At 72.4% G+C, this 15179-nt stretch carries 12 protein-coding genes; 8 read left to right on the top strand and 4 right to left on the bottom strand.

Annotated features, from left to right (window positions below; translation table 11 throughout):
* Nucleotides 1–66 precede the first annotated feature (66 nt).
* Nucleotides 67–840 carry an SDR family NAD(P)-dependent oxidoreductase gene (locus AC067U_RS21920; RefSeq protein WP_478831429.1) on the bottom strand — a complete coding sequence of 258 codons (774 nt, stop codon included), beginning with the start codon at nucleotides 838–840 and terminating at the stop codon, nucleotides 67–69.
* 25 nt (nucleotides 841–865) lie between these two features.
* Nucleotides 866–1552: an MOSC domain-containing protein gene (locus AC067U_RS21915; protein ID WP_478831428.1), complete on the bottom strand. Its 687-nt coding sequence runs from the start codon at nucleotides 1550–1552 to the stop codon at nucleotides 866–868.
* Nucleotides 1553–1641: 89 nt separating this feature from the next.
* Between AC067U_RS21915 and AC067U_RS21910 the strand changes: the two genes are divergently transcribed.
* Nucleotides 1642–2541: a LysR family transcriptional regulator gene (locus tag AC067U_RS21910; protein ID WP_478831427.1), complete on the top strand. Its 900-nt coding sequence runs from the start codon at nucleotides 1642–1644 to the stop codon at nucleotides 2539–2541.
* Nucleotides 2542–2632: 91 nt separating this feature from the next.
* Here the strand turns inward: AC067U_RS21910 and AC067U_RS21905 are convergent, their stop codons facing one another.
* Nucleotides 2633–2959, bottom strand: a complete 327-nt coding sequence (locus AC067U_RS21905; RefSeq protein WP_365104104.1) for a WhiB family transcriptional regulator — start codon at nucleotides 2957–2959, stop codon at nucleotides 2633–2635.
* 379 nt (nucleotides 2960–3338) lie between these two features.
* On the opposite strand from AC067U_RS21905, the gene AC067U_RS21900 reads away from it, so the two are divergent.
* From AC067U_RS21900 to AC067U_RS21880, 5 genes are all read left to right on the top strand, one after another.
* Nucleotides 3339–3950, top strand: coding sequence for a response regulator transcription factor (locus AC067U_RS21900; protein WP_003948568.1), 612 nt, complete (start codon nucleotides 3339–3341; stop codon nucleotides 3948–3950).
* A 397-nt stretch (nucleotides 3951–4347) separates the two neighbouring features.
* Nucleotides 4348–4977 carry a sigma-70 family RNA polymerase sigma factor gene (locus AC067U_RS21895; protein ID WP_478831426.1) on the top strand — a complete coding sequence of 210 codons (630 nt, stop codon included), beginning with the start codon at nucleotides 4348–4350 and terminating at the stop codon, nucleotides 4975–4977.
* 189 nt (nucleotides 4978–5166) lie between these two features.
* Nucleotides 5167–6678 (top strand): IMP dehydrogenase, encoded by a 1512-nt coding sequence (gene guaB / locus AC067U_RS21890; protein ID WP_478831425.1) that lies wholly within the window; start codon nucleotides 5167–5169, stop codon nucleotides 6676–6678.
* A 189-nt stretch (nucleotides 6679–6867) separates the two neighbouring features.
* Entirely contained in the window at nucleotides 6868–7992 is a 1125-nt protein-coding gene (locus AC067U_RS21885; protein ID WP_478831424.1) for a GuaB3 family IMP dehydrogenase-related protein, read from the top strand.
* Between the two features lie 200 nt (nucleotides 7993–8192).
* Complete coding sequence (locus AC067U_RS21880; RefSeq protein ID WP_478831423.1) at nucleotides 8193–8705, top strand: EF-hand domain-containing protein; 513 nt, start codon at nucleotides 8193–8195, stop codon at nucleotides 8703–8705.
* An 83-nt stretch (nucleotides 8706–8788) separates the two neighbouring features.
* Here the strand turns inward: AC067U_RS21880 and AC067U_RS21875 are convergent, their stop codons facing one another.
* Nucleotides 8789–10018, bottom strand: coding sequence for a nucleotide sugar dehydrogenase (locus AC067U_RS21875; RefSeq protein WP_478831422.1), 1230 nt, complete (start codon nucleotides 10016–10018; stop codon nucleotides 8789–8791).
* Between the two features lie 230 nt (nucleotides 10019–10248).
* Here AC067U_RS21875 and AC067U_RS21870 point away from each other — a divergent pair, with 230 nt between their 5' ends.
* Together AC067U_RS21870 and AC067U_RS21865 are read left to right on the top strand one after the other, a co-directional pair.
* Nucleotides 10249–11955 (top strand): glycerol-3-phosphate dehydrogenase/oxidase, encoded by a 1707-nt coding sequence (locus AC067U_RS21870; RefSeq protein ID WP_478831421.1) that lies wholly within the window; start codon nucleotides 10249–10251, stop codon nucleotides 11953–11955.
* Between the two features lie 222 nt (nucleotides 11956–12177).
* Nucleotides 12178–15096 (top strand): serine/threonine-protein kinase, encoded by a 2919-nt coding sequence (locus tag AC067U_RS21865; RefSeq protein ID WP_478831420.1) that lies wholly within the window; start codon nucleotides 12178–12180, stop codon nucleotides 15094–15096.
* The last annotated feature ends 83 nt before the right edge of the window (nucleotides 15097–15179 follow it).

Genomic DNA, 15179 nt, shown 5'->3' with positions numbered 1-15179 from the left:
CCCGGACTGGAAGGGGTATGTCTATTTTATTCCCGTACGTCCGGTCCGCCCGTTCGGCCCTGCTGCCTACTGGGGTCCGTACTTCCGGCCGGTCCGCGAGGAAACCCCGCCCAGCAGCCCGCGCGGCGTCAGTTTCACCAGGCCCATCAGCGCCTTGTAGCGCGGGTCCGGGATCGACACGGTCTTCCCGCGCGCCAGGTCCGACAGCGCCTCCGCCACCAGCTTGTCCGCGTCCAGCCACATCCAGCCGGGGATGTTGTCGGTGCCCATGCCCGCCCGCTCGTGGAACTCGGTCCGGACGAACCCCGGGCACAGGGCCATCAGCCGTACCCCCGAATCGGCCAGGTCCCGCGCCGCGCCCTGGGTGAACTGCACCACCCAGGCCTTGCTCGCCCCGTAGGTGCCGCGCGGTACGAACGCGGCCACCGAGGCCACGTTGATCACGCCGCCGCGCCCGCGCGAGCGCATCGCCGCCGTCGCCGCCGAGGTCAGCCGCAGCACCGCCTCGATGTGCACCTTGAGCATCGTCAGCTCGTCGGCCATCGGTACTTCCAGGTAGCGGCCCTTGTTGCCGAACCCCGCGTTGTTGACCAGCAGGTCCACCGGGTGGGTGCGGTCGGCGAGCCGGGCCTCGACCGCGCCGATGCCCTCCTCGGTGGACAGGTCGGCGGAGAGCACCTCCGCCTCGATGCCGTGCCGGTCGTGCAGCTCGGTGGCCTGCTCGCGCAGCCGCTTGGTGTCGCGGGCCACCAGCACCAGGTTGTGGCCCTGGGCGGCGAGCCGGCGGGCGAAGGCGGCGCCGATGCCCGCCGTGGATCCAGTGATCAGCGCAGTCGTCATGGGGGCAACCTAGCCGCCCGGCGGGTCAGTTCCGCACGTCCGCGGCGCTTCCGTGCTGTTCGGCGTACGCGCGGGCCTTGTCGCGGGCGGATGCCGGGAGCGCGTCGCCGGCCGCCAGGATCCGCGGCAGCAGCTCCCGTTCCGTGGTCAGGGCCCGGAACAGGAACCCGACCGTCACCTCGTGGCCGGGGCGGTGCAGCACCTCGACCGGGTCGCCGGGGGAGACACGGCCCTCCTGGACCACCCGCAGGTACGCGCCGGGCCGGACGGCCTGGGTGAACCGCTTCACCCAGCCCCGCTCGCCCAGATGTCCCTGGAAGGTGCGGCACGGGATCCGGGCGGAGGCCACCTCCAGCACCACGTCCCGGCCGATCCGCCACCGCTCGCCGAGCAGGGCGCCGTTCACGTCGAGGCCGGAGGTGGTGAGGTTCTCGCCGAAGAGGCCGCCGGGCAGCTCCCGGCCGAGCCCGCCCTCCCACCAGTCCAGGTCCTCGCGGGCATAGGCGTAGACGGCCTGGTCGTTCCCGCCGTGGTGGCGCTTGGAGCAGATGTCGTCGCCCTCGACCCCGGAGCCGCCGATGCCCTTGGGGCCGGGGGCGAAGACGCGCACCGGTCCGGGGACGGGGCGTTTGGCGATACCGGTGAGGCCGTCCTCCGAGTCGCCGTACTCCACGGGGGTGGCCTTGCCCAGGTTCACGGAGATAACGCGCATGGACGCACGCTAACCCAGCCCGCCGCCAATCCTCAAAGGGATAAAGATGATACTGGCCTGCTTGTCAAAGCAGGTCTTATGCTCGGAGGGTGATCGAGGCACGTCATCTCCGAGTCCTGCGCGCCGTGGCCGCCACCGGCTCCTTCTCCGCCGCAGCCCGCGAGCTGGGCTGCACCCAGCCCGCCGTCTCCCAGCAGATGAAGGCCCTGGAGCAGTCCGTGGGTACCCCGCTGCTGGTCCGGGCCGGTCGGGAGACGCGGCTCACCGAGGCGGGCGAGGTGCTGGTGCGGCACGCGGCCGGCATCCTCGGCGGGCTGACCGCCGCCGAGGAGGAGGTGGCGGCCATCGCCGGGCTGCGGGCCGGCCGGGTCCGGCTGGTGTCGTTCCCGAGCGGCAGCTCCGCGCTGGTGCCGACCGCGCTGGCCGCGCTGCGCGCGAAGAACCCCGGTACCCGGGTCTCGCTGGTCGAGGCCGAGCCGCCGCGCTCGGTGGAGATGCTGCGGGAGGGGGACTGCGACGTGGCCCTCGCGTTCCGCTACGCGGGCTCGGCCGCCGGGGACGCGGAGTGGGAGGACCTGGTGGTCCGGCCGCTGCTGACGGACCGGCTCGTGGGGCTGCTGCCCGAGGGGCACCGGCTGGCCGGCGCGGAGCGCGTGGGCATGGCCGAGCTGGCCGGGGAGCCGTGGATCGCGGGATGCCCGCGCTGCCGCCGCCACCTGGTGGACGTGTGCGAGAGCGCCGGGTTCACCCCGGGCATCGACTTCGCGACCGACGACTACCCGGCGGTGGTCGGCCTGGTCGGCGCGGGGCTGGGCGTGGCGGTACTGCCCGAGCTCGCCGTGGAGTCCGTACGGGCCAAGGGCGTGTGCACGGTGGCCGTGGAACCGGCGGTGGAGCGTGAGGTGGTGGCGCTGACCCTGCCGGACCTGGCGCGGGTGCCCACGGTCTCGGCCACCTTGGCGGAACTCGAACGGGCCGCCGCCCGCTAGGGGGCGACGGCCCGACGCGGGCGGGCCGACGAGGGGCGGGCCGACGAGGAGAAACGTTCCTTCAGGCGTTTCCGGTCCGCCGGGGCGACTCTCAGTGCGGTGCGGCCGGGCCGGTCGCGCTGCTGGCGGGGATGAGCCGGTGCCGGGCGCGTCCCATCAGTTCCTCGCGCTCGTCCTCGGTGAGCCCGCCCCACACTCCGTAGGGCTCACGGACGGCGAGCGCGTGCGCGGCGCATTCCGAGCGCACCGGGCATCGCATGCAGACCTCTTTAGCCGAGGCCTCGCGCGCGCTCCGGGCGGCACCCCGTTCTCCTTCGGGGTGGAAGAAGAGGGAGCTGTCGACTCCACGGCAGGCTGCCAGCAGCTGCCAGTCCCAGAGGTCGGCGTTCGGTCCGGGGAGGCGGGAGAAATCTGCCATTGCTAGTCCTCTTGGTGCCGGTACTGAGACGGATACGGTCCAAGTCTCCACACCTACTGTCCTAGTAGATGTAAATATGACTCATTGGGAATCTAGCCTCAGGTACGTGCCAAACGGAAGGAAAGCCGCCAAATAGGGCATAGCTCCAGATGGAGGACAGATGGCTTGTGGCGCCCACGTCGTGTTCGCTTCCTCACGTAGAGTGCCGAAGGTGTCCGTCCGACCCGTAACTCTTTCGAGTGACCATCGTTGAGAGTGCGAAGGCGGTTGAACGAAGAAGTTCCCGGACAGGTGTCCGAGAGCATCGACCGCACAGGTGACGATACGTACCAGCCTGGAGGCTCAAGGTGACGCGCATCAGCAGCTGCGGAGGGCGGTCATGACATCCGTCCTCGTCTGCGACGACTCCCCGCTTGCCCGAGAGGCGCTCCGTCGCGCGGTGGCCACCGTGCCCGGCGTCGAGCGTGTGACGACGGCTGCCAACGGCGAGGAAGTCCTCCGCCGCTGGGGCGCCGACCGCTCCGACCTGATCCTGATGGACGTCCGGATGCCCGGGCTCGGCGGGGTCGAAACCGTCCGCCGGCTGCTCTCGGCCGACCCCGGTGCCCGCATCATCATGCTGACGGTCGCCGAGGACCTCGACGGAGTGGCCCTCGCCGTCGCCGCCGGCGCCCGCGGCTATCTGCACAAGGACGCCTCGCGCGCCGAGCTGCGGGCCACCGTCACCCAGGCGCTCGCCGACCCGACCTGGCGGCTGGCCCCGCGCCGCCTCCGCTCCGCCGAGATGGGCGCCGCGCCCACCCTCACCGCACGCGAGATCCAGGTGCTGGAGGGCATGAGCCACGGCCGGTCCAACGCGGAGATCGGTCGGGAGCTGTTCCTCTCCGAGGACACCGTCAAGACCCACGCCCGCCGGCTGTTCAAGAAGCTGGGCGCGTCGGACCGGGCGCACGCCGTCGCGCTCGGTTTCCGCTGGGGCCTGGTCCGCTGACCGCGGACCACTGAGTCGCCGGTCCCCGTCCGCAGCCCGCGGACGGGGCGGCGGCGACCCGGCCCGCCGCGGCCCGGTTCCGCCCCCGTTCCGCCCCCGTTCCGCCCCGGCGGGGCGTGACCGCGTGTACGGAGCGCGAGCATTCGTTCGTATTCGGTGCGCGGCGGGGGGTTGGCGAGGCACAATCCGGGGGACGTGTCGCTTCGGACGCGATACCGCATGCTTGAGGTGTGCCGCATTCTTGGAGATGTGGAGTCCTCGGGTCCCCGAGGACTGTTCGGCCGAGCGGGAGGGGAGTGCGCAAGCGATGAGTTCAGGCGCGCCCGCTCATAACGCTTCGATGCACGAAACGGGCCGCGGTGCCGCGAATGCCCCGGCGCCGAGGCACCATGGATCGATGCGCGAAGACGAGGCCCTGGGGTCCCCTGCGGCCACAGGCCCCACCGGCACCGCCAAGGGCGGCAGCGCCGGTGCCGTCGGCGCGCTCGTACGGCGTGCGGTGGAGGGTGACGAGCAGGCCACCCACGATCTGCTCGCCCACGTGCACCCGCTGGCCCTCCGCTACTGCCGCACCCGGCTCTCCCGGCTGCCCGGCGACGCCCGGCACTTCGTCGAGGACCTCGCGCAGGAAGTCTGCGTGGCCGTCCTGATGGCTCTTCCCCGGTACCGCGACACCGGCCGCCCGTTCGAGGCCTTCGTCTTCGCCATCGCCGCGCACAAGGTCGCCGACCTCCAGCGGGCCGCCATGCGGCACCCGGGCAGTACGGCCGTGCCCTCGGACGAGATGCCCGAGCGGCCGGACGACTCGCTGGGCCCCGAAGAGCGGGCGCTGCTCAGCAGTGACGCCGAGTGGGCGAAGAAACTGCTGGCCAATCTGCCGGAGAACCAGCGGGAGCTGCTGGTGCTGCGCGTGGCGGTCGGGCTGACCGCGGAGGAGACCGGTCAGATGCTCGGCATGTCGCCGGGCGCCGTGCGGGTGGCCCAGCACCGGGCACTCAGCCGGCTGAGGGCCCTCGCCGAGCAGTGACCGGGGCTCACGCACGGTGGGCCGATGCTCACCAGTGGTGGGTAGGCGCTCACTCTCCGTGTCGCGACGGCGTCCGTCATCTCGTATGAACGGACGAAACCTGTGATGGATCTTCATCGTGGAATGAGACGCCTTGCGATCCCGTTAGCATGGACATCCGCGCAGAGCAAGACCATCTGGGAAGGTGTCATGACTGTCAACGGCGACGTCGATGGAGTGCCCGCAAAGTTCGCGATGCTGGGGCTGACGTACGACGACGTGCTCCTTCTCCCCGGCGCGTCGGACATGGCGCCGGACGAGATCGACACTTCCTCCCTGATCTCCCGCAACGTCCGCGTGAACATCCCGCTGCTGTCGGCCGCGATGGACAAGGTCACCGAGTCCCGGATGGCCATCGCGATGGCCCGCCAGGGCGGCGTCGGTGTCCTGCACCGCAACCTGTCCATCGCCGACCAGGCCAACCAGGTCGACCTGGTCAAGCGCTCCGAGTCCGGCATGGTCACCGACCCGATCACGGTCCACCCGGACGCCACCCTGGCCGAGGCGGACGAGCTCTGCGCGAAATTCCGCATCTCCGGCGTCCCGGTCACCGACCCGGCCGGCAAGCTGCTCGGCATCGTCACCAACCGCGACATGGCCTTCGAGTCGGACCGCGGCCGCCAGGTGCGCGAGGTCATGACCCCGATGCCGCTGGTCACCGGCCACGTCGGCATCTCCGGCGTGGACGCCATGGAGCTGCTGCGCCGCCACAAGATCGAGAAGCTGCCGCTGGTCGACGACTCGGGCGTCCTCAAGGGCCTCATCACGGTCAAGGACTTCGTCAAGGCCGAGAAGTACCCGAACGCCGCCAAGGACAAGGACGGCCGCCTGCTGGTGGGCGCCGCCGTCGGCGTGGCCGGCGACGCCTTCGAGCGTGCCCAGGCGCTCATCGAGGCGGGTGTGGACTTCATCGTGGTCGACACCGCGCACGGTCACTCCCGGCTGGTCGGGGACATGGTCGCCAAGATCAAGTCGAACTCCTCGGTGGACGTCATCGGCGGCAACGTCGCCACCCGCGACGGCGCCCAGTCGCTGATCGACGCCGGCGTGGACGGCATCAAGGTCGGTGTCGGCCCCGGCTCCATCTGCACCACCCGCGTGGTCGCCGGCATCGGCGTCCCGCAGGTCACCGCCATCTACGAGGCCTCCCTCGCCGCCAAGGCCGCGGGCGTCCCGGTCATCGGCGACGGCGGCCTGCAGTACTCCGGCGACATCGCCAAGGCCCTGGTCGCGGGCGCCGACACGGTCATGCTCGGCTCGCTGCTGGCCGGCTGCGAGGAGTCCCCGGGCGAGCTGCTCTTCATCAACGGCAAGCAGTTCAAGTCCTACCGGGGCATGGGCTCGCTGGGCGCCATGCAGTCCCGCGGCGACCGGAAGTCCTTCTCCAAGGACCGGTACTTCCAGGAGGGCGTGGGCGGCGACGACAAGCTCATCCCCGAGGGCATCGAGGGCCAGGTGCCCTACCGCGGTCCGCTCGCCGCGGTCGTCCACCAGCTGGTCGGCGGCCTGCGCCAGTCGATGTTCTACGTCGGCGGCCGGACGGTGCCGGAGCTGCAGGACCGCGGCCGGTTCGTCCGGATCACCTCGGCGGGCCTCAAGGAGAGCCACCCGCACGACATCCAGATGACGGTCGAGGCGCCGAACTACTCGCGCCAGGGCTGAGCGAACGCCCGGCACGGCACGGAGGGGCGGGTCCGCGCGGGCCCGCCCCTCCGCCGTGCCCGCTCCCCGTCCCCTCCCCGCCGGCTCCCCGCCGTCTCCGTGCGTCCGTACAGCGGTCACGGGAACGCGCCCGTCCGGCCTTCGGGGATACTGGACGATGCAGTAGCCAAAAGGGAAAGGCCACCACACGTGACTGAGATCGAGATCGGGCGGGGCAAGCGCGGCCGCCGGGCGTACGCGTTCGACGACATCGCCATCGTCCCGAGCCGCCGCACGCGGGACCCGAAGGAGGTCTCGATCGCCTGGCAGATCGACGCCTACCGGTTCGAGCTGCCCTTCCTGGCCGCCCCCATGGACTCGGTCGTCTCCCCGCAGACCGCGATCCGCATCGGTGAGCTCGGCGGCCTCGGCGTGCTCAACCTCGAAGGCCTGTGGACCCGCTACGAGGACCCGCAGCCGCTGCTCGACGAGATCGCGGAGCTGCCGGAGGAGGCCGCCACGCGGCGCCTGCAGGAGATCTACTCCGCCCCGATCCAGGCCGACCTGATCGGGCAGCGGATCAAGGAGGTGCGCGACTCCGGCGTCGTCACCGCCGCCGCGCTCTCCCCGCAGCGCACCGCCCAGTTCTCCAAGGCCGTCGTGGACGCCGGCGTGGACATCTTCGTCATCCGCGGCACCACCGTCTCCGCCGAGCACGTCTCCGGCGCGGCCGAGCCGCTGAACCTGAAGCAGTTCATCTACGAGCTCGACGTCCCGGTCATCGTCGGCGGCTGCGCCACGTACACCGCGGCCCTGCACCTGATGCGCACCGGCGCGGCCGGCGTCCTGGTGGGCTTCGGCGGCGGCGCCGCGCACACCACCCGCAACGTGCTGGGCATCCAGGTCCCGATGGCCACCGCCGTCGCCGACGTGGCCGCCGCCCGCCGCGACTACATGGACGAGTCCGGCGGCCGCTACGTCCACGTCATCGCCGACGGCGGCGTGGGCTGGTCGGGCGACCTGCCGAAGGCGATCGCCTGCGGTGCGGACGCCGTGATGATGGGCTCCCCGCTGGCCCGTGCCACCGACGCGCCCGGCAAGGGCCACCACTGGGGCATGGAGGCCGTCCACGAGGACGTGCCGCGCGGCAAGAAGGTCCACCTCGGCACGGTGGGCACCACCGAGGAGATCCTGACCGGTCCGTCGCACACCCCCGACGGCTCGATGAACCTCTTCGGCGCCCTGCGCCGCTCGATGGCCACCACCGGCTACAGCGAGCTCAAGGAGTTCCAGCGGGTCGAGGTCACCGTCGCGGACTCCCAGCACCGCCGCTGACGCTCCACCGCGCCACGCACACGCCGGAGGGCCGGCACCCGAGTGATCGGGTGCCGGCCCTCCGGCGTTGTTCCGGGGCGGGTGCGGCGCCACGGCGTGCTCCGCCCGCAGCCACGGTGACCCGGTGCCGGGGTGATCGTTCCCGGGGGTGGGGGCGGTGCCCGCTGCTCCTTCGGTTTCGCTCAGGAATGAGGGTCCGGGTGGACACCATCACGGCCAAGCGGCACATCTTCTCGATGCTGGACGTCGACGGCGACGGGATCATCTCCCGCCAGGAGTACCTCGCCCGGCCCGGGCGCGCGGCTGAGGCACTGGGCCGGGCCGGCGACGACCCGCTCCTGTCCCTGGCCCGTGCCGCGCACGATCGGGTGTTCGCGTCCATGGACGCGAACCAGGACGGAGGGGTGACCTTCGCGGAGTACGAGGCGTGGGCGGGCGGGGAGACCTTCGACGCGGTGTGCAGGCAGGCTCTGGGATCGTTGTTCGACCTGGCCGACACCGACGGCGACGGACACCTCGACCGGGCGGAGTTCACCCGGCTGCGCCACGCCCTGGGCAACCCCGCCGACAACGCCCGTGCGGCCTTCGACGCGCTGGACGAGGACGGTGACGGCCGTATCGACCGCGACGCCTACCTGGCACAGATCCGTTCCTTCGTCACCGACGGCTCCTCTCCCATGGCGCGCGCCCTCCACGCGCAGGCCCGCGGCTGACCGCGGGCACCGCCCTCCTGACCCCGGCCGCCGGCCGTAGGCCGGTCTGAAGCCAGGCGGGGAAGGACCGCCGGACGGCGGGGTCAGAGGCGGTGGGCGGCGCCGGCCGGGCTGGCGCCGCGGGTGTCGAGGAGGAGCTGCGCCTTGACCGCCAGGCCCTGGAGGTCGTAGGTGCGGTGGTGCTGGAGGAGGACCGTGAGGTCGGCGTTGGCGGCGGCCTCGTAGAGCGAGTCCGCGCGGGCCACGGGCTGGTCGCGGACCCGCCAGCCGGCGACGTACGGGTCGTGGTAGCTGATCAGCGCGCCCAGGTCGAGCAGGCGGCCGGCGATCTCGCGGGCGGGGGAGCCCTCCTGGTCGGCCAGGTCGGGCTTGTAGGTGACCCCGAGGAGCAGGACCCGGGCGCCGCGGGCGGACTTTCCGTGCTCGTTGAGCAGGGCGGCGCAGCGCTGGATCACGTACTGCGGCATCCGGCCGTTGATCTCCTGGGCCAGTCCGACCATGCGGAGCGGGTGGCCGGGGGTGCGGGTGGTGTGCGGGAGGTAGTTGGGGTCGAGCGGGACGCCGTGGCCGCCGACGCCGGGGCCGGGGCGGAAGGCCTGGAAGCCGTACGGCTTGGTCTCGGCGCAGCGGATGACGTCCCAGAGGTCGACCCCGAGGTCGTGGCAGAGCACGGCCATCTCGTTCATCAGGGCGATGTTGACGTGCCGGTAGTTGGTTTCGAGGAGCTGTACGGTCTCGGCCTCGCGGAGTCCGCGGGCGCGGACCACCTTGTCGGTGAGGCGGGTGTAGAAGGCGGCGGCGGACTCCGTGCAGGCCGGGGTGAGGCCGCCGATCACCTTGGGCGTGTTGGCGAAGGTGTGGGTGCGGTTGCCGGGGTCGAAGCGGCTGGGGGAGTAGGCGAGGTGGAAGTCCCGGCCGGCGCGGAGGCCGGAGCCCGACTCCAGCAGGGGGCGCAGGTGGTCCTCGGTGACCCCGGGGTGGACGGCGGACTCCAGGATGACGGTGGTGTTGGGGCGCATCCGGGCGGCGAGCGCGCGGGCGGCCTCGCCGATGGCGGAGAGGTCCAGGGCCCGGTCCGGGCCGAGCTGGGTGGGGGCGCAGATGACGGCGGTGCGGACCCGGCCGAGCTCGGCGGGCTCGGTGGTGATCCGGAATCCGGCCGAGGACATCCGGCGGACCTCGGCGGCGGTGAGGGGGGTGTCGGTGGTGGGGCCGCAGCCGTAGCCGACGGTCTCGATACCGGCGGAGACGGCGGCCTGGGCGAGCGGGAGGCCGAGGTGGCCCAGTCCGATGACGGCGAGATCTGCGGGCATGGGGGGTGCCGTCCCTTCCCTGGCATGAGGTGGCTGTGCGCGCAAGTCCTGTGGACGCGGGAAGCTGGCGCTATGTCAGACTAGGCGTATATATGACCGATGTGTCGCATTGTGGGGTGGTGGTCGCCGTTGTGTTGTCCACAGGCGGTGGCTGAGGAGGGTGCGCGAGGTCAGACTGATGTTCACGGGGGACGTGAGCGGGGTGACCCGCACACCGACGGGAGGCAGCGGTGAGGACAGCGGCACTGGGACCGGAGCAGCGCGCCGAGGCGCTCGCCCGGATGGCCGAGCGCGAAGTGGACGTGCTGGTGGTCGGCGGGGGCGTGGTGGGCGCCGGCACCGCGCTCGACGCGGCCACCAGAGGGCTCTCGACCGGCCTGGTGGAGGCCAGGGACTGGGCGTCGGGGACGTCGAGCCGGTCGAGCAAGCTCATCCACGGCGGCCTGCGGTATCTGGAGATGCTGGACTTCGCGCTGGTCCGCGAGGCACTGAAGGAGCGGGGTCTGCTGCTGGAGCGGCTGGCCCCGCACCTGGTCAAACCGGTGCCGTTCCTGTACCCGCTGCAGCACAAGGGCTGGGAGCGGTTCTACGCCGGATCGGGCGTCGCGCTGTACGACGCCATGTCGGTGTCCAGCGGGCACGGACGGGGCCTGCCGGTGCACCGGCACCTGTCGCGCAAGCGGGCGCTGCGGGTGGCCCCGTGCCTCCGCAAGGATTCGCTGGTGGGCGCATTGCAGTACTACGACGCCCAGATGGACGACGCGCGGTACGTCGCCACGCTCGTCCGGACGGCCGCCGCGTACGGCGCGTACTGCGCCAACCGGGCGAGGGTGGTCGGCTTTCTGAGGGAGGGCGAGCGGGTCGTCGGCGCGCGCGTGCAGGACGTGGAGGGCGGCGGGGAGTACGAGATCCGCGCCAAGCAGATCGTGAACGCCACGGGGGTGTGGACGGACGACACACAGGCGCTGATCGGCGAGCGCGGCCAGTTCCACGTCAGGGCGTCCAAGGGCATCCACCTGGTGGTGCCCAAGGACCGCATCCACTCCACCACCGGACTGATCCTGCGCACCGAGAAGTCCGTGCTGTTCGTCATCCCGTGGGGCCGGCACTGGATCGTCGGGACCACGGACACCGACTGGGACCTGGACAAGGCGCATCCGGCGGCGTCCAGCGCGGACATCGACTACCTGCTGGAGCGCGTGAACTCGGTGCTGGCGGTGCCCCTGACCCGGGACGACGTGCAGGGGGTGTACGCGGGCCTGCGGCCGCTGCTGGCGGGCGAGTCGGACGCCACCAGCAAGTTGTCCCGGGAGCACACGGTGGCGCACCCGGTGCCCGGGCTGGTGGTCGTGGCGGGGGGCAAGTACACCACGTACCGGGTGATGGCCAAGGACGCGGTGGACGAGGCGGTGCACGGCCTGGACATGCGGGTGGCCGCGTGCGTCACGGAGGACGTCCCGCTGGTCGGGGCGGAGGGCTACAAGGCGCTGTGGAACGCGCGGGCGCGGATCGCTGCTCGGACGGGGCTTCATGTGGCCCGGGTGGAGCACTTGTTGAACAGGTACGGGTCGCTCGCCGAGGAGCTGCTCTCCCTCGTCGAGAAGGACGCCGGGCTCGGCGAACCGCTCGGCGGGGCGGAGGACTACCTGCGGGCCGAGATCGTGTACGCCGCCTCGCACGAGGGCGCGCGGCACCTGGACGACGTACTGACCCGGCGGACCCGGATCTCCATCGAGACCTTCGACCGGGGCACCCGGTCGGCCCGGGAATGCGCGGAGTTGATGGCGCCGGTGCTGGGCTGGGACAGGGAGCAGATCGAGAAGGAGGTCGAGCACTACGAGAAGCGGGTGCAGGCGGAGCGCGAGTCGCAGCGCCAGCCCGACGACCAGACGGCGGACGCGGCACGACTGGGGGCTCCCGACATCGTCCCGCTGTGATCGGCTTCGTCCCACTGTCGTCGTCCGCCTGCCGTCGTCCCGCTGTCGTCCCGCCTTCGGTCGAGCGCGTGTTCCGGGGTTCGCGGTCCGGGGAACCGCGGACCCCGGGCTCCCGTCCGTCCCGGAGTGAGGAACAATGAGGGTTCGGCCGGGGCCGGTTGCGCCGGGACCCGGTGGACGCCGGGCCGGCCCGAGCAGGCGGCACGATCGCAGAGGGGACGCATGTCGAAGCCGGAGCACACGCCCTCTGGTTCCCGTGGGGGCGAGGACGAGACCCGCACCCCGGACCTGACCAAGCGAGAGTCGGCGGAGCCGACGGAGAAGGACGCCGGGCAGCCGACCGCTGCCCGGGCCCGCGGGGCAGAACCGGAACGGGACGCCGACGGGCGGAAGCCGGCCGGTGGCGAGCCGGAGCACGACCCGGCGGAGGCGGGTGGCGCCGAAGCGGACGCCACCTCCGCTGACGCGGAGTCGGGTGCCGCGGCGTCCGCCGGAGCGGAGCCGGAGCCCTCGAAGGCCGTGGGCGCCAAGGCGGACCTCGCGAAGCCGACGGCGGCCAAGTCCGCCGTGGCCAAGGCGGATCCCGCGAAAAGGCAGGCTGCCCGACCGGAGCGAGGTGCGGGAACGGACGCGCCCGCGCCGGGTGCCGCGGAGCCCGCCGAAGCGGATGCCGATGCCGGGGCGGCGAAGGGTGACCCCGTCGCGTCCGCCGGGACGGAAGACCGTGCCGGTGACGGCCGCAGTGACGGCGACGAGGCGAAGGCCGGCTCCGGGAAGCCCGCCGAGGTGAAGTCCGGTGCGGGCGAGGGCCGTGGTGCGAAGGCCGACCTCGGGAAGTCCGGCGCGGTGAAGTCCGGTGCGGGCGAGGACCGTGGTGCGAAGGCCGACCTCGGGAAGTCCGGCGCGGTGAAGTCCGATGCGGGCGAGGACCGCGGTGCGAAGGCCGGGATCGGCACGTCCGATGCGAAGCCGGCCGCGGCGAAGGCGGCGCCTGCCAAGCCGGATGCGTCCAAGCCGGCCGCCTCCAAGCCGGCCGCCTCCAAGTCCGACGCGTCCAAGCCGGCTGCGTCCAAGCCGGATGCGGCGAAGGGCGGGACGGACGGGGGCAGGCCGAAGGGCGTGACCGGGGACACCGCCGAGGACGAAGGACGCCTGCTGGCTAGGCGTTACCGGCTGGAGCGGGTGCTGGGCAAGGGTGGCATGGGCACGGTCTGGCGTGCCGTGGACGAGACCCTCGGCCGTACGGTCGCCGTCAAGGAACTCCGTTTCAGCTCCGGCGTCGACGAGGACGAGAAGCGCCGCCTGATCACCCGGACCCTGCGTGAGGCGAAGGCGATCGCCCGGATCCGCAGCGGTGGTGCCGTCACCGTCTTCGACGTGGTCGACGAGGACGGTCGGCCCTGGATCGTCATGGAGCTCATCGAGGGTTCCTCACTGGCCGAGTTCATCCGGGAGAAGGGCACGCTCACCCCGCGCCGGGCGGCCGAGGTCGGCCTCGCGGTGCTCGACGTCCTCAAGGCCGCGCACGGCGAGGGAATCCTGCACCGGGACGTGAAGCCGTCCAACGTCCTGATCTCCAACAGCGGCCGCGTCGTGCTCACCGACTTCGGCATCGCGCAGGTCGAGGGCGACCCGTCGGTGACCTCCACCGGCATGCTCGTCGGTGCCCCCTCCTACATCTCGCCCGAGCGGGCCCGCGGGCAGAAGCCCGGCCCGCCGGCCGACATGTGGTCGCTGGGCGGCCTGCTGTACGCGGCGGTGGAAGGCGTCCCGCCGTACGACAAGGGGTCCGCCCTCGCCACCCTCACCGCCGTGATGACCGAGCCGGTGGACCCGCCGAGGAACGCGGGCCCGCTCGCCGACGTCATCTACGGCCTGCTCGTGAAGGACCCGGCCCGCCGACTCGACGACGCCCGCGCCCGGGTGATGCTCACCGACGTCATCAACGCCCCGGAGGCACCGGCCGAGGAGCCCGCGGAGGAGACGCGGGTCATCTCGCTGACCGCCGCGAAGGAGGCCGCGGAGAAGGCGGCGGCGTCCAAGGCGGCGGAGAAGGCGGCCGCGAAGGCCGCGGCGAAGCGGGACCGCGAGCAGCGGGAGCGCGCCCGGGAGGCCCTGAAGACGGCCCGCAAGGCCGCGGCCGCCGCGGTCGCGACCACGACGGCGAACGGTGCCGAGGCTCCGGCGGCGGCCGGCGCGGAGTCCGGCGCCGCGTCGGGGGCGGGTACCTCCTCCACGGCACCGGCCGGCCCTTCCTCCGGGCGGCCGGGAGCCGCGTCGCTGACGGACGTGGTCCCGCGCCGCACCATCGCACTGGCGATAGCCGGCGTGGTGGTCGTGCTGGCCGTGATCGGCTCGCTGGTGGCGTGGGCCATCGGCGGCGATGACGAGAAGGGCGGCAAGGGCGCGAACAAGGGCGGTCCGAACACCAAGGTGTCGGGCAGTCCGGCCCCGGGCGGCAGCACCGGCGCCGACGGCAAGGGCAAGGACAACGGAAACGTCAACGGGCAGGCCAGCGGCGGCACCCAGGGCAGTGGCAGCGGCACGCCGACGCCGGGCCAGAGCACCGGTTCGGGCTCCGTCGCCGGGTCCGGCTCCGGCACGGGCGGATCCTCCGGCACGCCGGGCACGATCCCGGGCTCCGGCGTGACCCCGGGCGTCCCGGCCGGGCCGGGCACCCTCCCCGCCGGCTACACCACGGTGACCAACGGCAGGTTCCACTTCGCCATAGCCATGCCGGAGGGTTTCCGGGAGATAGGCGTCGCGGGTGCGAACTCGGGCATGAAGTATGCGCGGGACACCGAGAGCTTCCCGCGGCTGCAGGTCGACTACGGCGACAAGCCGAAGGACGACGCCAGGAAGGCGTGGGCGGAGCTGGCCCTCGCCACCGCCCGCAACAGCAACGGCTATGAGCTCAACGGGCTCGACACGGTCCAGTACCGCAACTACCCCACCGTCGCCGACTGGGTGTTCGAGCGGGACCAGAACGGGGTCCGGGTCCGCGTGCTCAACCGCGGTTTCAAGGTGGACGCGACCCACGGCTACGCCATCATGATCACGTGCGCGGCGGACCAGTGGGACGGTCCGGAATGCACGCAACTGCGGAACACCGCCTTCGACACCTTCCAGGTGGTGGACTGAGCGGCGGCTGACCGCCGCTGACGCGAGGTCGGCCGCCCCCACGGCGGCTGACCTCGCCGGATCCGGGACGCGGACGGGCCCTG

It is taken from the genome of Streptomyces sp. NPDC043853 (genome assembly GCF_056436025.1).
This window is presented reverse-complemented; position numbering and strand designations above follow the sequence as displayed.